This window comes from Rugosimonospora africana (genome assembly GCF_016862975.1).
In the GTDB taxonomy this organism is placed as follows: Bacteria; Actinomycetota; Actinomycetes; order Mycobacteriales; family Micromonosporaceae; genus Rugosimonospora; species Rugosimonospora africana.
Genome location: NZ_BONZ01000032.1, coordinates 131,968 through 151,072, shown reverse-complemented (window position 1 = coordinate 151,072; position 19,105 = coordinate 131,968). Strand labels below are relative to the sequence as shown.

18 protein-coding genes and 1 pseudogene are annotated in these 19,105 nt (G+C 69.8%); 9 read left to right on the top strand and 10 right to left on the bottom strand.

Annotated features, from left to right (window positions below):
- Positions 1-149: 149 nt before the first annotated feature.
- Both Raf01_RS50565 and Raf01_RS17415 read left to right on the top strand, forming a co-directional pair.
- On the top strand, positions 150-428 hold the full coding sequence (locus Raf01_RS50565) for a GrpB family protein (protein WP_275412995.1): 279 nt from the start codon (positions 150-152) through the stop codon (positions 426-428).
- A 268-nt stretch (positions 429-696) separates the two neighbouring features.
- Positions 697-1,617, top strand: a complete 921-nt coding sequence (locus Raf01_RS17415) for a phosphotransferase (protein WP_239133681.1) — start codon at positions 697-699, stop codon at positions 1,615-1,617.
- 29 nt (positions 1,618-1,646) lie between these two features.
- On the opposite strand, the gene Raf01_RS17410 is transcribed toward Raf01_RS17415, so the two are convergent.
- The gene (locus Raf01_RS17410; RefSeq protein ID WP_239133680.1) at positions 1,647-4,361 is read right to left on the bottom strand and encodes a DUF4132 domain-containing protein; all 2,715 of its coding nucleotides are present in this window, start codon (positions 4,359-4,361) and stop codon (positions 1,647-1,649) included.
- A complete protein-coding gene (locus tag Raf01_RS17405) occupies positions 4,361-4,729 on the bottom strand; it encodes a hypothetical protein (protein WP_239133679.1) in 369 nt (122 codons plus the stop codon). Before Raf01_RS17405 ends, Raf01_RS17410 begins: the two co-directional genes overlap by 1 nt.
- A 328-nt stretch (positions 4,730-5,057) precedes the next feature.
- On the opposite strand from Raf01_RS17405, the pseudogene Raf01_RS17400 reads away from it, so the two are divergent.
- The 3 genes and pseudogenes from Raf01_RS17400 to Raf01_RS17390 form a co-directional block, all read left to right on the top strand.
- Positions 5,058-5,798, top strand: a pseudogene (locus Raf01_RS17400) (class I SAM-dependent methyltransferase); the annotation flags it as partial.
- Between the two features lie 233 nt (positions 5,799-6,031).
- A complete protein-coding gene (locus Raf01_RS17395) occupies positions 6,032-7,108 on the top strand; it encodes a LacI family DNA-binding transcriptional regulator (RefSeq protein ID WP_203918948.1) in 1,077 nt (358 codons plus the stop codon).
- Entirely contained in the window at positions 7,105-7,311 is a 207-nt protein-coding gene (locus tag Raf01_RS17390; RefSeq protein WP_203918947.1) for a hypothetical protein, read from the top strand. The genes Raf01_RS17395 and Raf01_RS17390 overlap by 4 nt, the downstream gene beginning before the upstream one ends.
- 57 nt (positions 7,312-7,368) lie before the next feature.
- Here Raf01_RS17390 and Raf01_RS17385 read toward each other — a convergent pair whose 3' ends face one another.
- The 5 genes from Raf01_RS17385 to Raf01_RS17365 all read right to left on the bottom strand — a co-directional run bounded on the left by Raf01_RS17385 (position 7,369) and on the right by Raf01_RS17365 (position 11,969).
- Positions 7,369-8,760: an FAD-binding oxidoreductase gene (locus tag Raf01_RS17385; protein ID WP_203918958.1), complete on the bottom strand. Its 1,392-nt coding sequence runs from the start codon at positions 8,758-8,760 to the stop codon at positions 7,369-7,371.
- Positions 8,761-9,004: 244 nt separating this feature from the next.
- Positions 9,005-9,688, bottom strand: a complete 684-nt coding sequence (locus Raf01_RS17380) for a class I SAM-dependent methyltransferase (protein ID WP_203918946.1) — start codon at positions 9,686-9,688, stop codon at positions 9,005-9,007.
- Between the two features lie 72 nt (positions 9,689-9,760).
- On the bottom strand, positions 9,761-10,588 hold the full coding sequence (locus Raf01_RS17375; protein ID WP_203918945.1) for an ABC transporter permease: 828 nt from the start codon (positions 10,586-10,588) through the stop codon (positions 9,761-9,763).
- The gene (locus tag Raf01_RS17370) at positions 10,585-11,670 is read right to left on the bottom strand and encodes an ATP-binding cassette domain-containing protein (RefSeq protein WP_203918944.1); all 1,086 of its coding nucleotides are present in this window, start codon (positions 11,668-11,670) and stop codon (positions 10,585-10,587) included. The genes Raf01_RS17375 and Raf01_RS17370 overlap by 4 nt, the downstream gene beginning before the upstream one ends.
- Entirely contained in the window at positions 11,667-11,969 is a 303-nt protein-coding gene (locus Raf01_RS17365) for a hypothetical protein (protein ID WP_203918943.1), read from the bottom strand. Before Raf01_RS17365 ends, Raf01_RS17370 begins: the two co-directional genes overlap by 4 nt.
- A gap of 59 nt (positions 11,970-12,028) precedes the next feature.
- On the opposite strand from Raf01_RS17365, the gene Raf01_RS17360 reads away from it, so the two are divergent.
- On the top strand, positions 12,029-12,658 hold the full coding sequence (locus Raf01_RS17360) for a TetR/AcrR family transcriptional regulator (protein ID WP_203918942.1): 630 nt from the start codon (positions 12,029-12,031) through the stop codon (positions 12,656-12,658).
- A gap of 129 nt (positions 12,659-12,787) precedes the next feature.
- Here Raf01_RS17360 and Raf01_RS17355 read toward each other — a convergent pair whose 3' ends face one another.
- Positions 12,788-13,642 (bottom strand): class I SAM-dependent methyltransferase, encoded by an 855-nt coding sequence (locus Raf01_RS17355; protein WP_203918941.1) that lies wholly within the window; start codon positions 13,640-13,642, stop codon positions 12,788-12,790.
- A 290-nt stretch (positions 13,643-13,932) separates the two neighbouring features.
- Between Raf01_RS17355 and Raf01_RS17350 the strand changes: the two genes are divergently transcribed.
- Positions 13,933-15,237: a serpin family protein gene (locus Raf01_RS17350; protein WP_203918940.1), complete on the top strand. Its 1,305-nt coding sequence runs from the start codon at positions 13,933-13,935 to the stop codon at positions 15,235-15,237.
- 104 nt (positions 15,238-15,341) lie between these two features.
- On the opposite strand, the gene Raf01_RS17345 is transcribed toward Raf01_RS17350, so the two are convergent.
- Complete coding sequence (locus tag Raf01_RS17345) at positions 15,342-16,703, bottom strand: MFS transporter (RefSeq protein ID WP_203918939.1); 1,362 nt, start codon at positions 16,701-16,703, stop codon at positions 15,342-15,344.
- Between the two features lie 125 nt (positions 16,704-16,828).
- Here Raf01_RS17345 and Raf01_RS17340 point away from each other — a divergent pair, with 125 nt between their 5' ends.
- A complete protein-coding gene (locus Raf01_RS17340) occupies positions 16,829-17,155 on the top strand; it encodes an ArsR/SmtB family transcription factor (protein ID WP_203918938.1) in 327 nt (108 codons plus the stop codon).
- Positions 17,156-17,369: 214 nt separating this feature from the next.
- Here the strand turns inward: Raf01_RS17340 and Raf01_RS17335 are convergent, their stop codons facing one another.
- The gene (locus Raf01_RS17335; RefSeq protein ID WP_203918937.1) at positions 17,370-18,458 is read right to left on the bottom strand and encodes an SDR family oxidoreductase; all 1,089 of its coding nucleotides are present in this window, start codon (positions 18,456-18,458) and stop codon (positions 17,370-17,372) included.
- 101 nt (positions 18,459-18,559) lie between these two features.
- Between Raf01_RS17335 and Raf01_RS17330 the strand changes: the two genes are divergently transcribed.
- On the top strand, positions 18,560-19,039 hold the full coding sequence (locus tag Raf01_RS17330) for a MarR family winged helix-turn-helix transcriptional regulator (RefSeq protein WP_203918936.1): 480 nt from the start codon (positions 18,560-18,562) through the stop codon (positions 19,037-19,039).
- Positions 19,040-19,105: the final 66 nt, after the last annotated feature.

Sequence of the window (19,105 nt, the reverse complement as noted above, 5' to 3'; positions counted from 1 at the left end):
CACCATCACCGCGTGATTCATCAGGGCCACTGGCAGGTCAGGATCGCGGCCGACGGCCTACCCGAATTCGTCCCACCTCCGTATATCGACGCGGAGCAGCAACCCCGCCGCACCAACTACCACCGACGCGAATAAGAAATTCTCACAGAATGGCCGAGCGAGTTACGCCGTGGTCCCGCCCGAATCGGGAGCCGCGACACACGCGTTGGTGTTCGCTGAGGCGGCGGCGTGAACGGGTCGCTGCGAAGGCCATCATTGACTTGATGGCCGCAGCGCCGACTCTGGAGGCCATCATGGGCCGGGAGGCGACCATGGCGACGCTGGGCTACCAGCGCTACGAGACTGGCATGCCCAATCGGCTCTTCTACTACCGTGACCGTGACGGTCGCCGGACACATCAGCTGCACGTGGTCACGACCGAGACCTGACCCAGCCGCAACGAGCGGCTGCCAGGAACTGACCGACTGTGCGCGGATCGAGCCAGGTCTACCACTGGTCTCAGTGTGGGAAGAGTAGCGGAGGTTGGACCAGCCCAACCATTGAGCCTCTTCCAACCGCGGTTGGCGCTGGTCTCCAAGGGCTTGTAGGACTGGATGGCGGCGATGAGGGTGGTGGCACGGCGGGGACAGCAGCGGAGCTTCTGCCGGACAAGCACTCGTTGTTGGTGCGGTCAGTGTCTATGGCATAGTCCCGAGCGTGCCGTTGAACGAGTTGCCGGACTGGTTGTCGACTTGGTGTCTTGACCATCTGGGTGGTGAACCCGCAGGCGTGCTGTTCCGGGCGCAACAGGTCTCGATGGTGTTCGGTCTGCGGTTGGCCGGTGGCACGGACGTCGTGGTCAAGGCGCGCACCGACGACGGCCGGGCCGCCTCGTGCGTCGCGGCGCAGGCGCGGCTGGCCGAGCGCGGGTTTCCGTGTGCCCGGCCGCTCACGCCGGTGGTCGGTGTCGGTGGGCTGGCTGTGCACGCCGAGGAGTACCGGCCCGGCGGTGAGGTGTTGCATGGGGACTCGCCGGACATGGCCTTGCGCTGCGTGGAGGTGTTCGCCCGGCTGATGGCCGAACTTTCCGGCGTGACCGTCGCGCCGCCGTTGCCGAATCCGCCCTGGGTGCGCTGGGACCACACCGATTCTGGTTTGTGGCCGGCGATCGACTTTCTCGACGGCCGGGACCAGAGTGTCGTGTCCGACCACATTGTCCAGACGGCTGAGCGGGCCCGGAGGCGGCTGCTGGCCTCCGGCTTGCCGTGCGTGCTCGGCCACGCCGACTTCGAGGCGCAGAACCTGCGGTGGCAGGGTCGGCAGGTGCGGACGGTACACGACTGGGACAGCCTGGCGTGGCAGCCGGAGGCGGCGCTGGTGGGAGCGGCGAGCGGGTCGTTCGCCAGTGACGGACCGCCCACGCTGGCGCCGATCGAAAGCTCCGAGGCGTTTCTGGTGGCTTATCAAGACATTCGAGGGCGCGCGTTCACGGCCGTGGAGCTGGAGATCGCGTGGGCGGCCAGCTTGTGGATGGCTGCGTACAACGCCCGGGAGATGGCACTGTGCGGCGGTTCCCCGGCCGGCGGCGATGCGCTGCGGGCGCAGGCAGCCGAACGCCTCCACCGGGCGAATGCTTGACACCCTGACGCTGCCGGTGCTGCCGCGAATCAGCGCGCGGATCCGTCGTCGACGGCGGCGCGCTGAGACGTCCCGGTGCGGTGGAGTTGGCTACGGATCGTCGGGTCCGTGATTGTGCGGTCGCCGGCAAGGAGGAATGCCTTGCTGAGCACCAGCGAGAGTGTCCGGTCGCCCTCGAATGGCAGGAACAACCCGTCGGTGCCGGCCGGCGCCGACCGGTCCGGCACGATGCACAGGTACTCGTCGTGCGGCTCCATCAGGATGTTGCCCGAGCCCAGGTGGATCTTGTATGTGGACAGGTCGCCGCGGACGCGCAGGAACCGGCCGGCGATTTCGCACCGGGCGGCGATGGCGAGCCTGGGCAGGAGCCGGGTGAGCAGGTCCCGGCGGGTCTGGGCGGTTTCGGAGAGCTCGCCGAAGCTGTAGTTGGCCCAGTACTCGCGGAACCTGCCCTCCGGGCCGCCGTCGGACCAGGTCGGGTCGTTGCCGACGCTGCCGACGCCGATGAACAGGTCGATGTCGCGCATGACCTCGCTGAACACGAGCGGTGGAACGCTCTCCAGCGGCACCGGCTCCGTGGGCCGCTGGTCGGCATGGAGCCACTGCTCGTACCCGCCGCCGCTGGCGTGTGTCTGGTGCCCCGGAGCGTCGATCGGGTAGAACCGCACCTGATCGGTGGCCAGCCGTAGGTAGGCGCCGGACTCGCTGGTGTCGCGGCCGTATTCGTCGCCGGCACCCTCCACCCAGAACTCGGCGCGCAGCCCCCACTCGGGCAGTTGCCGGGTGGGCGGCGGGTACACGTCGTCGACCATCATGCGCAGCACGTCGTGCCAGCCGCGGACGGCCGCCAGCGCGTGAAATTGGTGCTGACGCACGATGTGCGCGGCGAAGCGGTTGGAGTAGGTGCCGGTTGCCCGCTCGGCGTCGGTGAGCACGTATACCTCGCGGTGCGCCTGCTTGAACGGTTGCGTGACGGCATGCCGTTCGAGAAACTCGCGCCAGGCAAGGACGGCCGGCACCGGCTGGCCGATCGGGTGCCAGAGCGCCACCGTCGCATCCGCGGCGGGTGCCAGGACGGCACCGTCGGCCGTGCGCGGAGCGCCATCCGCCCAGCAGCACGCGATGCCGTCGACCGTCCAGATCAGCCGCCGGGCCAGCGTGCCGACCAGCGGATGGTCGAGGTACCGCTCGCGCCACGCCTCGAAGGGCCACTCGCGCCGGGACAGGAGCATCCGGTCGAGCCGGTCCCGCTGGGCGGCCAGCATCTTGTCGATTTCCTTCACCGACGCCTTCAGCTCGGCGAGGGCCTCGCCGTGGTCGCGGCGTACCTCGGCCGGCGGTGCCTTGACCGGGCGGCCGGCGGCGTTCTGCCACCGCAGGATGGTCTCGTTGCCGGCGACGTGCACCTCGGCGGTCGTCGCGCCCAGCCTCTCGACGCGGCGGCCCACGTCCTGCAGCCCGTAGGCGGGGATCGCCAGCTCCTCGATCTCGTGGCGGGACATGCCGAGCGCCGCCGCGCGCGCGTTGAGCGCCTTGCCGAGCTCCTTCTGGCTGCCTTTGTGCGTGACGCGCACGGACAGGCGGGCGAGTTCACCGACGGCAGCCGGATCGTCCACCTGGGACAGTCCGTACACGGCGGCGTTGGCCAGCTTCGGGCTGCGCGGCCCGATGCCGGGCACCTTGCGCAGGGCGGTCTCGACCACCGCGCCGAAGAGGCGCACGATCGCCCGCTCCGGCGGGAGGTCGGCCAGCAGCCACAGCAGGCCGCGCAGCACGGTCGCGTTGTACGGGTCGAAGCCCTCATTGGGGTCGCTCCCGTCGAGCGGCCCGACACGCAACGGTGCGATGCGCGGCCGCCCGACGAGCGCCAGCCACCCGGTCGTACACGCGACGAAGTCGACCTCCGCGACCAGCGCGGCGCCGGTGCGGCGCCACCGGTCGGACGGGCGGGCCTGGTTCGCACCGGCGGCGTGGGTGAGCAGTGCCCGCCAAGCGGCTCGCTGCGGCTCGGGCATCGCCACCACGTCCGCGATGAGCCGGTCGGCCCACGCCTCGCCGGCGTTGACCGGCGGCCACAGCGGCTCGGCGGCCCGCAGCGCCGGCAGGTCGTCCCACCCCTGGTTGACCGCCTGCCGGCGGGCGGCGGCCAGGGCCAGCGGCCACGGGCGGCCGGCGGCGGACTCCGCGACCAGCAGCCCGTCGACGCCCGCCACGCCGATCATCTCGCCGCCGCCGGCCCACTCCAGGACAGCGGGTACGTCAACCGCTCCATCGGCCTCGACGAGCCGGCCGAGCAGGGTGTGCACGCCCACGGTAGGTGCCGCGTCGAGGTGCCGCACGAACTCGCGGGACAGCACCACCCGCGCCTCGGGCGCCTGGGCGACCAGCAGGTCGCCGACCTCCCCGCAGGCCGGGCTCTGGGAGTACAAGTAGTCGGGGCCCAGCGAAGCCAGCATGGCGAGTACCCGCTCGGCCAGCTCGGTGGCCGGCAGGCCGTCACGGATCGCGTACCGCCGGAGCAGGTACTCGTCCAAGCGGTCGGCGACCCAGGCGAGCGCGGCGCGTTCGCCCGTGGTCGACCCGTACTCGCCGGGCTGCTCCACCAGCAGGTCCCGCGCCGCCTGCGTCACCTCGACCGGCTTGCGGCACATCTCGCCGACCACCCAGTCCGGCCATTTCGGCGACGAACCGAAGCGGTTGGTGATCCTGCGCAGGGCGGTGTCGGCGTCCTCCCGGCTGCCCATCAGCCACCCACCAGCGGGATCAGCTTGAGGAACGTGACCTCGGTGCGCGCGGACAGCTCCACCTCGCGGTCGAGTTCGGTGACCTGACGATCGCCGACCAGCACCACGAACCCGTTGCGCCGGAATGCCTCCAACGCCCGCTCGTACTGCACCTCCCACTCGACGCGGCGCGGCGCGGACGAGTCGCCGGCGGGCCGCACCAGGCCACGGAATTCGCCGGCCGGCAGGGCGTTGTGCTCGGCCACCTCCTGGTAGATGCGGCGCCGGATCAGCTCGTCGAGTCGCAAGCGTTCCTCGAAGATCTCCAGTTCCCAGCCATCGGACCGGGCACCGGCGAGGGTCTCGTCCACGAAGGTCACCGTCGGCATGCCGACAAGCTAGCGTCAGCCGGCATAGCCGACAAGTCAACGTCAGCCGGCATAGCCGACTAGCTACCGTCAGCGTGCCAGTTCCGCTGCCGCGGCCACCGCCTCGTCCACCGTCTCCACGATCCGCGGACTGTCCACTCGGGACGATTTAACCTGGTACCGGCCGTCGCGGGCGAGCCTCACGCGTACCTCGCCAGCGCGGTCCGTGTCGTCGCGGGCGAACCGGGCGATGCCCGTAATGGGCAGCCGCCACCGCGTGCGCTCCTACCATGGCAGCGACACCTGTGGTCTAGGGGCTGGTGACGGCCCGGGAGGCGGCGACATGTCCGGCACGCAGTTGTACGAGACCATCGGAGCCACCTACACCGTGACGCGGCGCACCGAACCGCGGATCGCCGCAAGGGTCTGGGCCGCGCTCGGCGACGCGCGGACGGTGGTGAATGTCGGGGCCGGCACCGGCTCCTACGAGCCCGCCGACCGCGATGTCACCGCGGTGGAGCCGTCGGCGCTCATGCGTGCACAGCGTCCCGCGGGCGCGGCGCCGTGCGTGGCCGCCGCCGCGGAGAGCCTTCCGTTCAAGGACCAGTCCTTCGACGCGGCGATGGCGTTCGCCACCATCCACCACTGGCAGGACCCGATCGCGGGACTGCGCGAGATGCGGCGCGTTGCTCGCCGCGTGGTGGTGTTCACGCACGACACCAGTGACACCGGATGGCTTCGCCGGTTCTGGCTCACCCGCGACTACCTTCCCGAAGTCGCGGACCTTCTCGTCGGCCGGCCTTCGCTGACCGAGCTGGCCAGCGCGGCCGGAGCCCGCGTCGAGCCGGTGCTCATCCCGTGGGACTGCGCCGACGGTTTCTTCGAGGCATACTGGCGCCGGCCCGAGGCATACCTGGACGAGAGCGTCCGTCGCGGGGTGTCGGTCTGGGCCAGAGTCGGGCCGGACGCCGAGCGGCGTGCAGTGCACAGCCTGCGTGACGACCTCGCCTCGGGCCGGTGGGCAGACCGCAACCGCGACCTCGTCGATCTCGACGCGGCAGAGCTCGGCCTCCGCCTGCTGATCGCCTGAGCCCGCCTTGATCGCCTGGGCCCGCCGTCATCGCCTGAGCCGGTCTTGATCGCCTGGGCCCGCCGTCATCGCCTGAGCCGGTCTTGATCGCCTGAGCCTGCCGTCATCGCCCGAGCCCGCCGGCCGGCTGCGGTGTGACGCGGGCCATATCGATATTCGTTGGCGTGAGTCCGGGGCGCCGGTCTACTGTATCGATTTAGAAGGGTACTGGATCGATACAGAAGGCGGGCGGCATGTCAGCCACACTCCAGACCGTCGCCGACGCGCTCGGCGTGTCCCGGAGCACCGTCTCCAACGCGTACAGCCGACCGGACCAGCTCTCGCCGGCGCTGCGCGAGCGGATCCTCGAGACTGCCCGCGAGCTGGGCTACAGCGGCCCGAACCCGACCGCGCGATCATTGCGCCGTGGCCGGGTCGGCGCGGTCGGAGTGCTGTTCACCGGCAGCCTGACCCAGGCGTTCACCGACCCGTACGCGGTCCAGTTCCTCGGCGGTCTCGCTCAGGCCACCGAGCGGCGCGATACCGGGCTGCTGCTGGTACCGCTGTCCGCCGACGATCCGGACGGCGCGCAGCGGGCGCTCGCCGAAGCCGCGGTCGATGGTTTCTGCGTCTACTGCGCGCCAAACTGGCAGGGCTCGCTGGCCGTCATCAACGCCCGGAGCCTGCCGGTCGTGACCACCGAGAACCCCACCGAGGCCGGCGCCGCCACGCTCGTGGTCTCCATCGACGAGCGGGGCGCGAGCCGTACGGCGGGCGAGCACATCGTCGGCTTCGGACACCGCCGCATCGCGGTGTTGGACACCTGGGTCACGACCGAACGACGCAACGGGCCGGTGCGGCTGCCCGACCCCGAGTCGCTGCCGTTCTACATCAGCCGCGAACGCATCTGCGGCGTGCGGGATGCCGTGGTCGCGGCCGGCGGATCGTGGTCGGACGTGCTGGTACTCAACGCGCGGGACAACACGCGCGCGGACGGTGCCGCGGCGGCGGCCCACGCACTGGACCGGGCTCAGCGATCCACGGCCATTCTCGCGACGACCGACGTCCTCGCGCTCGGAGTGCTCGACGCGATGGCGGCCCGCGGCCTGCGGCCCGGCCACGACGTGTCGGTCACCGGCTTCGACGACATCCCGGACGCCGACCGGTCGGGCCTGACCACGATCCACCAACCCAGTACCGAAAAGGGGCGCATCGCAGGCGAACTGCTGCTCGACGCCCCCGAGGACCCGGCCCTGCGCCGCAAGGTCCTACCCACGTCGCTCATCGTCCGGTCGTCCACCGGACCCGCACCAGTCGGGAGTTCATCATGAACCTGATCCCCCTCGGCGTCGCGGCGCAGGCCGCCCGCGAACTCGCCCAGTCGGCCCTGCCGAACGCCCCAACCGTTGCCGACGAACCGAAGCGCCGCACGGGGCCGGCCCGCCACGCGCTGGCCGCCGGCCTCCGCTGGGCTGCGAACCGGGTGGAGCCGCGGCCTGCGGCCGACCGGTTCCAGCCCGGGGCCGCCTGCTGACGGAGCCCGTCGCTATGCGTCCCCAGCGACGGGCCTCATTCACTGCCGGACCTCAATTCACCGCCCCGGCGCGATGTTGTGGTTGACGCGGAACAGGTTGCGCGGGTCGCAGGCGCGCTTCACCTCCACCAGTCGGTGGTACGTGTCTGGTTCGTAGGCCCGCGCCACCGCCTCAACCGTGGTGTCGTAGCCGGTCAGGAAGTTGGCCTGCTTGCCGCCCGTCGACCACGGGGCCATCGCGTCGGCGAGCGCGGCCAACGGCGCACGGAACTCCTCCGCCGCGCCGGGCGCGCCGAACGCGGCGGCAGACAGCTGAAAGGCGGCATCCCGGTTGCCGACAGCGTTGGGCACGCGCGGTTCGCCGACAAGCGCGCCGCCGAGCTGGCGGATCTCGATCAGCCCCACGGGGGTGTCGACACCGGGGCCGGCGGCGGCGATCAGCGCCTGGGCGGCCTCCGCGGGGAAGTCGCGGAGCAGGGCTGACATCTCGTACGTCGGGATCGGCCCGGCCGGGTCCGCGTGGATGGAGGCGATCGCCGTGTACGGCATCTCGGCCAGCGTGTCGACCAGTACCGGAGCGACGGCGCGCAGGTCCGCGACGAGCCGTTGACCGTGAGCGGCCGGACCCACAAAGGCGATCCGCACGTGGACGGTGAAGCGCCCGCGCAGCGGTTCCGGTACGGAAGGCAACGACGGTTCCCGCACGAATGCGACCGAGGTGGTCAGCTCCGGCGGGGCGTCGGCGACCAGGCCCCGGAACGCGTCGACCACCTGCTCGATGTGTTCGCCGGCGAAGTACAGCCCGCCGCCGTACAGTCGCGTCACCGGCACGAGGTTCATGGTCAGTGAGGTGACCACACCGAAGTTTCCCATGCCGCCCCGGATCGCCCAGAACAGGTCCGGTTCGCGGTCCGCGTCGATCCGCCGGAGCACGCCGTCCGAGGTGACGATTTCGGCGCTGTGCACGTGATCGGCGGCGAAACCGTACCTGCGCCCGAGTGTCGGGCTGAGCCCTCCGCCGAGGGCGTAACCGACCAGGCCCACGCTCGGCGACGAGCCGGCCAGCGGTGCCAGGCCGACCTTGGCCGCCGCCTCGATCAGTTGCTGCGCTGTGACGGCCGCGCCGATCGTGGCCGTGCGCGAATCCGGGTCGACGCTGACGCCATTGATCCGGCGCAGGTTGATCATGGTCGCACCGTCCACGGCCACGACCGCACCGTGCCCGGTGGCGACCATGCCCACCGGCATACCGTTCGCCTCGGCGAAACGGACGGCGGCCTGCACGTCGACGGCGGACGTGGCACCGACCGCGACGGGCGGGCGCTGCGCCAGGGCCGTGTTCCAGGTGGCGGTCTCCGCCGGGTACCCGTCGTCGTTCGGGACCAGAACCGGACCGGCGACCTCCGCGGCCAGCCGAGCCAGATCGTCCCGGTCGCTCGCGAACGTCATTCCGCTGCCTTTCTGGTCTTGTTGCCTGCTTTACGCGCGTCATGACGCCCAGATCGCCGCGGAACGGGACGGGCGCGCCGACCTGATCGGCCGCTCTCTTCGGCTGTACCCCTCGGCACGGCCCATCTACCGCCCGGCGCCACCGATACTTGCCCGGTCGCCACGTGCGCCCACCGCCGCTACCGGCGAGTAGGCCCACCGTCTCCTCGGCAGGTCCGCGTCCCGATGGGAGTCGCGGCGAGCGTCATGGCTTGACTCCGAGGTAGCGGATGCCGGTGGCTCCGATCTCGCCGCGGTGTGCGGCCGCCCGCTCTCCGGTCTCCGAGACGGGATACAGGTCGGGGAAGAAATACGGCGTCTCGGTGAGCAACCGGGTACGGAACCGGGCCTGAAGGCCGTGCACGATGGCGTGCCCGCTGTGCAGGCGCTCACTTTGGGCCCAGGCGTCCAGGTAGGTGTGCCAGGACTGGCCGGAGGCGAGCCACAGCCTCCGGTGGGTGTGCAACCAGCCGGGCTCGCCGCCCTCGGGCAGCCGCTCGAAGCACCATCGGGCGGTCGCCTCGTCGAATTTCTCATACGCCCACTCCAGGACGATGAGCACGCCGCCCGGTGTCAGCGCCGCCGCGGCACGGTCGAGGACGTCGTCGAGGTTGCCGACGTGATGCAGCGAGGTGCAGGCCACGACCGCGTCGAGCGGGGCGGTCAGGTCGTGGTGCTCGAACTCCGTCTGGTGGTAGCCGGGTCCGGGCGGCGCGGCCGGGTCGACACCGACGGCGTGGTACCCGTACTCGCGCAGGGCAGGGACGAAGCCGCCGGTCGGGCCGCAGCCGATCTCCAACACGCGCGACGGTGCCGGTGGCAGATTGTCGTGGACGAAGGGACGGACGGCGTCCAGCCGCCGCTGCGTCGCGGTTGTCGTGTCGCTCATCGGGCTCTCCCGATCGAAGTGGGTACCGGGTGCGGGCGCAGCCGGTGATGCGGCGCCCGCACCCGGGCGGGGTCAGTCGTTGCGGAGCAGTCGCACCGACAGCGGCGCGAAGACCGCCGTGAGGACGACGCAGGCGATCAGGATCCAGCCGATCTGGCGGCCGGGCGTAGCGCCGCCCATGAGTTCCCGTACGGCGGTGACCAGGTGGGTGACCGGGTTGACGTCGACAAAGGCGCGCAGCCAGCCCGGCAGCGTCGCCGGCTCGATGAAGATGTTGCTGAACAACGACAGCGGATACAGCACCGCCTGAGTGACGCCGAGCACGGAACCCGGCGACCTCATCAGCAGCGCCAGCGCCGTCCAGACCCAGGACAGGCTGACGCTGAAGGCCACGACGAGCACGACCGCACCGACCACGGCGAGAACGTTGCCGTGCGGGCGGAACCCGAGCGCGAACCCGAGCCCCACGACCACGGTCGAGGCGAGCGCGTAGCGCACCACGTCACCGATCAGCGCCCCGATCAGCGGTGCGACGGGCCGGATCGACAGCGTACGGTACCGGTCGAACGCGCCGCTGGCGATGTCGAGGCTCAGCGCCGCGCCGGTCGTTCCGGTGGTCACCAGCAGTGTCATGACGAGGATTCCGGGGACCACGTAGCCGGCGTACCTGCCGGTCGATCCGCCGACCGCTCCACCGAACAGGTACGTGAACATCAGAGTGAACACCACCGGGTGGACGGCGATGTCGAAGAGCTGGACGGGGGTACGCCTGATCTTGAGCATCGTCCGCCGGCCGAACGCCAGGCAGGCGGTCACGGTGCCGGGCCGCGGAGGGCGCGCTCGCGCGGCGAGCACCGCACTCGACGATCGGGTGCCGGCGAGCGTGTTGAGCGTGGTCATGCGGTCGTCTCCTTCGGTGCGTCCGCTGCCGGTGCGTCCGCTGCAGGTGTGTCCGACCCCGGTCCGTCCGACTTCGGTCCGTCCGCCGCCGGTGCGTCCGCTGCAGGTGCGTCCGCTGCGCTGGCCGGGCGGCCGGTCAGCGCGAGGAAAACCTCATCCAGGCTCGGCTGCCCGAGGCTGAACTCGGTGACCGCGACTCCGGTCCGGGACAGCTCGGCCAGCGCGTGCCTCGCGGCCTCGGCTCCGATCGGCCCGTCGCTCGGCACCTGGGCGGTCAGGGCGCCCAGGTCGGGGTCGCGCGTCACGGATCCGCGCAACGCTCGCGTGAGCACCCGCTCGGCGGTGGCCCAGTCGTGCGGATCGGCGAGCCGGACGTGCAGCGCCCCGCCCCCGACCGATGCCTTGAGTTGGTCGCTGCTGCCCTCGGCGATGAGGGTGCCGCGGTCGATGACCGCGATACGGTCGGCGAGTTGGTCCGCCTCGTCGAGGTACTGAGTCGTCAGCAGAACCGTGGCACCGTCGGCGACCAGCGCCCGCACGATGCTCCAGACCTCATTGCGGCTGCGCGGATCCAGCCCGGTCGTCGGTTCGTCCAGGAACAGCAGATCGGGGAGGACGATCAGACCGCCGGCAATGTCGAGTCGACGCCGCATGCCGCCGGAGTACGTCTTGACCTGCCGGTCGGCCGCCTCGGTCAGCGAGAACGCGTCCAACAGTTCCGCGGCCCGGCTACCCGCGCCGGCCCGCGAGTGCCCGTGCAGCCGGCCCAGCAGGACGAGGTTCTCCCGTGCGGTCAGGCCCTCATCCAGCGACGCGTATTGCCCGGTCACACTGATCCGGTCCCGGACGGCGTCGGCGTCCCTGACCACGTCGTGCCCGAACACGCATGCCGTGCCCGCGTCGGGGCGCAGCAGCGTGGCCAGCATGCGGATGGTCGTCGTCTTGCCCGCGCCGTTGGGGCCGAGGAACCCGTACACAGAGCCGGCGGGGACACCCAGGTCGATCCCGTCGACGGCGCGTGTCGTTCCGAACCTCTTCGTCAGGCCCGCGGCTTCGACGGCCAGGACGCTGGAGCCCGTCATCGGACCCAGACATCCTCGTCGGCCACGTCACCCTGCTCAGCGCTGACATCGCGAGCGACGGCGAACGCGGCGGCGGCCTCCGGCAGGCTCGGGGCGCCGTCGAGCGCCGTCTGCAGCGTTTCGAGCGAGTCCCACCGCCACATGTCCACCCAGGTCCGCTCGTCGACGCGGATCAGCCTGGTCTCGGTGGGGCCGGAGAACCGCGCCCGGATCGCATCCAGGAGGTTCCTGCGCCGCTCCAGCACGGTGTCGGCGTCGGCCGGGTCGGCGGTGAATCGGGTCGTCCGGATGAGAGCCATCCCAAACCTTCTCTCTAGAGTTCATTTTTAGAGCTGGACTCTAGTGTTACTATGCAAGCATGCCTTTGGTCAAGAGCACCGGCAAGAAGGGCGAGAAGTCGCGGCAAACCCGGCGACGGATCCTGCAGGCCGCACACGAACTGTTCGTCGATCAGGGCTACGGAGTCACGACGCTGCAGGGCATCGCCGAACGCGCCGGCGTCGCCGTGCAGACCATCTACTTCGCCTTCGGCAACAAGCCGTCGCTGCTCAAGGAGCTGGTTGACGTCACCATCGCCGGTGACGACGAGCCGATCCCCACGATGCGGCGGGCCTGGTTCCTCGACGCCCTCAAGGCCGACACCGCCGAGGCGCAGTTGCGGGCGCACGTGCACGGCACGTGCGACGTGCTCCAGCGGATGGCACCGATCATGGAGGTGCTGCGCGCTGCCGGCGCGCAGGACCCGAGCCTGGCCGGCCTGTGGCAGCAGGACAGCGATCCGCGCTTCGAGGTGCACGCCACCGCCGCTCGCGGCCTCGTGGCCAAGCCCGACGCCAAGGCGCGGCTGTCCGTCGAACACGCCGCCGACGTGCTGTTCAGCCTGCTGAGCCCGGAGCTGTATCTGACGTTGACCCGTGACCGGGGCTGGACCCCGCAACGTTTCGAGCAATGGGCCTACGACACGCTGCACGCACAGCTCTGCGACTAGGCCACGTCTCGCAGCTGCCGCGGCGAAGGTCCGCGGGCCGCGGCACTGATGCGCCGGGCCGGCCGGCCCGGCGCATCGACCTGTAGTCGCGCAGACCCGCCCCTGCAACGGGTCCCCGCGACTCCGCCGTTACGGTTGGCCCGGTCGTACCGCGCCGACGAGCCAGTACGCGCCTCGCAGCCGGACGCCGTCGGCTTGTTCGAACGGCCGGAGCGCGGCCGTGACCGCTTGCAGCGCCCGGGCCTGGGTGGCCTGGTCGGCATCGCGCAGGCGATCCCGGGCCGGACCGCTGCCGAGGCGCATTTCCGCGGCCCTGCTCGCGTCCGGACCGTAGAGCATCGGTACCTCCACGGGAGTCACGGTGATGTCCGCGAAGCCTGCCCGGCCGAGGACGTCGCGTATCCGCTCGGCGTCGGTCAGGGAGAACATGCCCGGCGCGTACGGGTCGGCGGCGTTGGGTGTGGGCGTGCGGCCGAGCAATGCCGATGTGAAAACGGTGAACCACTCCTGTTCCGCGGCCTCGCGCAGGCAGACGAAGGCCAACTGGCCACCGGGCCGCAGGGCACTCCCGACGTTGACGAACGCGGCGACCGGGTCGATGAAGTAGGTCATTCCGCCGCGGCTGATGGCCACGTCGAACTCGCCGTGCGGTAACGGGTACACCTGGGCATCGCCGTGCTCGAAGCGCACGTTGGCGATGCCTTCGGCGGCCGCGATGGCCCGGGCGGTCGCCACCATCGGCCCGGACAGGTCGACGCCCAGCGCGTGCCCGCGCGAAGCCAGACCGGCGGCCAGCCGGGTGGTCTGCCCGTTGCCGCAGGCGATGTCGAGCACGCGATCCGCCGGGTCGATGCCGGCGGCGCCGAACAATGGGGTGTTGAGCGCACCGGCCACCCCGTCCCAGTGCTCCGGATGGTCGGCCCAGTACTGCCCCTCGTATCCGTTCCATGCCCGGGCCTGCTCGGTGTTGGCGATCGTGTCCACAAGAACCTCCCGTGGTGTACGCCGGCGGACCTGGCGCTGGCGCGGGTCGCGTCCGCGCCGAACCTCTCCGGCCTCCGAATAATGTGAACAGCGGTGTACGGCTTTGAACCATACACCAACTCGAACACGCGCGTCTCACTTGTGTCACGACTGCGCCAACCCACCGAGCCCGCCCCACCCGCCCCGGCCTCCGCCGCCGGTCGTGGTGCCCCCACGCGGCGGACACCCCCCGGTCGACAATGGACAGAACCCGGAGGGAACCGCAGCCGCCTCGCCGACGTCATAGCCGTATGACTCACTCGCCGCTCGTATCCCGGCGCTCACTGCTTCTCACTGCCGCGGCCCTCGCCGCCACTCCGCTGGTCGCCTGCGGCCGCGACGAGCCCGTCGGACCCGACGGCGACGCGGGTCTGATCGTCGCGAAGGGTGTCGCGCGCGCCCGGCCGGCAGCGGATGCGCCGACCACCGACCTGGCCACGGCGGTCGGACGGTTCGGCCACGCGCTCGGCGCCATGCGCGAGGACCCGGGCGGAAACTGGGTGGTGTCCCCGCTGTCCATCGCGTGCGCGTTCGCGATGGCCCGGGTCGGCGCCGGTGGCACGACCGCCAGTCAGCTCGACGCCACGTTCGGGTTCCCGCGGTCCGGTCGCGACGAGGCATTCAACGCGATCACGCGTCAGCTGGTGACCGCCGAGGTCCCACCGGCCAGCGCCCAGCGCACCCGCTCGGCCGGAACCACGGCACCACCACCGGTGGTGTGCCTCGGCAATGCACTGTTCCCGCAGCTCGGCCTGTCGCTCGGGAACGCCTTCCTGGCTACCCTGGCCGCGCAGTTCGGCGCCGGTGCCCGCCCGGTCGACTACACCTCACCGAAAGCGGTCCAGACCATCAACGACTGGGCCAGTCGACAAACCGCCGGGCGCATCAAGAAGGTCTTCGACCACCTCGACCCGAACACCCAACTCGTCCTCGCGAACACCGTGTACCTGAAGGCGTCATGGGCCAACGCGTCGCCCGACGCGGTCGCGGTGCAGCGACCGTTCTCGGCGACCGCGGGCAGCGTCAGTGTGCCGATGTTCGCGCAGGAGGGCACCATGGCCTACGGTCACGGAAGCGGCTGGGAGGCGGTCGAGGTGCCCTACGCCGGTGGAGACATCGCCATGCGCGTGATCCTCGCTCCGGCCGGCGGTAACCCGATGGACCAGCTCGCACCGGACCGGATGGCGGCGATCGGGCGCACGTTGACACCGACCCGTGTCGAGGTGACGATGCCGCGCTGGGACTACGCCACCGACCTCGACCTCAAAGCCTGCCTCAAGTCGATGGGCCTGACCGCGCCGTTCGCCGGCGACGCCGATTTCAACGGCATCCACCCGGGCCTCTACATCGACCAGGCCATCCACCGCGCGAACATCACCGTCGACGAGTGGGGCACCGAGGCAGCCGCCGTGACCGCGATAGCCATGCCGGCGGGCGCCCGGGTGCCTGAGTCCGTCATCAACGTCACCGTGAACCGCCCGTTCGCGTTCGCGATCGTCGGCGGACCGCAACGCGTCCCGCTGTTCATGGGCGTGGTCACGGACCCGACCGGGTGACGAACCCACGGAGGGTTCGCCTGCTTCGAGGCGACAGCGGGGCTCGCCTCAATGAGGCGAGCCCCGCTTTTACTGCATCCTTTAGCCTCGGTGGCAGATGCCAGTCAGGCGAGTGTGTCCACCCGCGATTCCTGGGCCTCCTGCGCCACTGCGGCCACGGCCTGCTTATCCTTCGCAGCGGTTGTGCGCAGGTGCGCCTTGTGGAGCAGGTTGATGACGACGGTCAGGACGGCGGTGAGGATCGCCATCGCGATCACGATGGCATGGAACTCGGTGGCGTACGTCGCGCCGTGTCCCGCAGCGCCTGCCGCGGTCGCCTGTGCAGCGGCCGGGTCAGCGATGCGAGATCGCAGCAGGGCGGCCAGGACGGCGGCGTATGCACCCACGACGAGGGCCTCGCTGCCCAACCGCATGAAATTCAGGACACCCGCGGCGGTACCGCTGCTGCGCGCCGTGACGGCGGCGAGCGCCTCGCCGTCAACCAGGCCGATGGGAAAGCCGAAGCCGAAGCCCAGCAGGATCATCGGAACGACGAGCAACCCCAGCGAGGAACTGGCGCCGAGAAACAGCAGCCCGAGATCTCCCAGCACGAGGGCGACGAGGGCAACGTTGATCATTGTCATGGGCCCGATGCGCTTGACATGCGAGATCAGGAACGATGCGATCATGGGGCCGATCAGGACCGGGATCGTCATCGGGAGCATGAACAGCCCGGCCGTGCCGGCCGACATGTCATGGATGGCGCTGAGGGCTACCGGAAGGTAACTGAGGACCGTTACGTATCCGACGGCGGCTGCGACGGGGACCAGCACCATCGACAGGAACTTCCTGTTCCCCAGCAGCGAGAAGTCGACCGCCTTCTGGCCCGCTTCGCGCTCGTGGCGGATGCGCGGGACCGCCGCGGATCCGAGCAGTGCGACGATCATTACTACGGCGAACAGCCCGAAGACGCCGCGCCAGCCGACGCCGGCGACGAGCCCGCCAGAGATGGTGGGGCCGAGGGCCAGCCCCAGCCCGATGGTGGTGCCGAACAAGGCGAAGGCCCGACCTCGCTGCGGACCCTCGAAGGCGTTCGACAAGAGTGCTGCCGCGCCCGTGAAAACCGCGGCGCCGCCGGCCCCCGCCAGGAGCCGACCGATGTCGAGGACTGCGAGGCTGCCGGAAACGGCGCTGAGGACCGACGCCGCGAGGATGACCACGAGGCCGGCGAGGAAGGTCCGCCGGTACCCGATCCGGTCGGATAGGACACCCCAGACGAGGGTAAATACGGCGAACGCCGCGTTGAAGCCGTTGATGACCCATTGCAGGGCGGTGGCCGAGTTGCCCAGGTCCTGAGAGATCGCAGGAATCGCGATGGCGGTGCCCGAAATGCTGATCGGCATCACAAACACGGACAGGAGTACGACGGCGAGCAGCAGGGTCTTCGACCGCTGGTGTGAACCGTGCGACACGCTATGACTCGTCATGACTTTCTCTTCTTAGGTATGATGATGTTCGTACGTTTTAGGTACGATGGACTTCGTACCTGCGCCAAGTTTATGACGTGTCATACGTACGATGCAACTCGTACCTGCGAGAGGAGGGACACACCGTGGCTGATCCAGCCGGACACCCGGAGCCCGAAGAAATCGAGATCGGCGCGGTGCTGCACGCCCTTGCCGATGCCAACCGCCGCAAGGTGGTGACCGACTTGTGGAATGCGCCCGTGGGGGAAGAGCGGACGTGTCAGTCCTTCGCGCTGCCGGTGTCCAAGTCGACGCTCACCCACCACTTCAAGATCCTTCGCGAATCCGGGCTGGTGTGGAGCATCGACAAGGGCAACCGCAACGATGTCTCACTCAGGCGTGAAGATCTGGAGGCTCGGTTTCCCGGACTTCTCAAGGCCGTCGTGTCGGGCTCACTGCACCCGGCCGCCTGAGGTTGGCCGTTAGGTAATCCGAGGGCGACGACGTGCCGACTGCACGCATTTCAGGTCGATCGATCGGTGATCGGCGGGAACGCCAACCTGGCCGCACGCTTGGGCGGCCAGGTTGGCACTCGACCCGTGGGCACACATTCCGTTCTATGCCAGCCGTATCCGTCACACCCGGTTCGGCTGGTCCGGCGACAGACCTACCGTTCAGGCCCCGCGACTAATGGTCAGCCGGAGGAAGGAGCTTGCGGTCGATGAGGGACTGCAACGATTTGCGGAACGAGTCCTGGGTGTCGATCGTGTTGGCGAATCCAGCCTGACGCAGCTTGATCGTGCTCACGAACGCTCGTGGCCCTGCCGGGGCGTCGTACGCGAAGGCGAAGTCCGCATGCTGGTCCCCGTACCCGACCAACTCGCGAAGGCTGTGGGATCGAAGGTCGTACTTCGCAACAATACGGTCCCAGACCGCCGCGTTCTCGACAATGTAGGCCGCCAGGCTGGTCGGCACGTCCGGACCGGCGTCGACACCGAGCGTCTGCGCGAGAGCTGGCCACACGTTGCGCCACTCGAACACGTCGCCGTTGGTGATGTTGAACGCCTGGTTGGCCGCTTGGGGTGACTGCGCGGCCCAGACCATGACGTCGCCGACAAGATTCGCGTCAGCGGCTTCCCAGACGAACGACGGGCCGCCGGGGAACCCGAACGGTTGACCCAGCTCGCGACGGATAGCCGCGTAGACACCGATAGCCGGCAGGACGTTCAACGCACCCGGTGTCGCGCCGGTGACCAACTGTGGGCGCAGCGCCGTGTAGGCGAAGCCGTGTTCGGCACCCATCGTCCGTACGTAGTCTTCCTGGTCGAAGAAGAAGTTCGCGTGGTCGTGTCGGGCGTCAGGCTCGCGGGCCGGGATCGGGATCGGGTGCAGATGCACGCCGTAGACCTTCGTTCCCTGCAGGATGCTGATGTGCCGGAAGTCGGTGGCGTTTGCGACGATCGGCTCCACCACGTTGCGGAGCATGGCGTTGTTGGTGTCGATCTGCGATCGCCGCGACCAGCCGGAGACCAGTTCCGGCTCCTCGTAGATTGCCGTGTAGGCGATGTGCGTGATGTCGGTCAATGGTTCGAGCGCAGCTCGGGTGGCGGCCTCGTCGCGAAGATCGACCGAAAGGAACTCGACCGAGCGCCCGCTTGGCAGGTCGGGCTTGCGTCGAGAAACGCCAACGACCTCCCAGCCCGCGGACAGGAACTGCTCGATCGCCGCCGCCCCGAGCAGGCCGCTCGCGCCCGTGACCAGCACCTTGTTACGCATGGTTACTCCCTGAGATGTATATGATGCGTCATAGAATGACGTGTCATGAACGCTAGCTCGGGGTGTATGACATGTCAAGTAGACCGGCTAGACTGGGCGTCATGGATGATCCGCGCTGGCTGGACGAGTCGGAGCACGGCGCCTGGTGCTCCTACATTGCGATGCACGCGCGGCTGATGGCCCAACTCCATCGTCAGCTCCAGCATGATGCCGGACTGTCCTTGGCTGACTACGATGTGTTATCTCAGCTTACCAACCATCCAGCCGGCCGCGCGCGGGTGTTCGAACTGGTCGAGGCCCTGCAGTGGGAACAGAGCCGCCTGTCGCACCACCTCAAACGGATGCAGGGCCGGGGGCTCGTCACGCGCGAGTACTGCCCCGACGACGGTCGCGCAGCCCTGGTCGTGCTCACCCCCGAAGGACGATCCGCGATCGAACATGCCGCTCCGCGTCATGTTGCGGCTGTGCGGGATCTCGTGTTCGACGTCCTCACCCCGGACCAGGTTGCTGGCCTGCGAGCCGTTGCCGAGGCCGTGCTCGACCGAATCGAGGCACGCGACGACGGCAGCGCCGCGACCTAAACCGGCGGTGGCCTTACCCGGTATCGAGGATCGATTCGAGAGCCCGGTCATCGCCCGCCAAGGCGT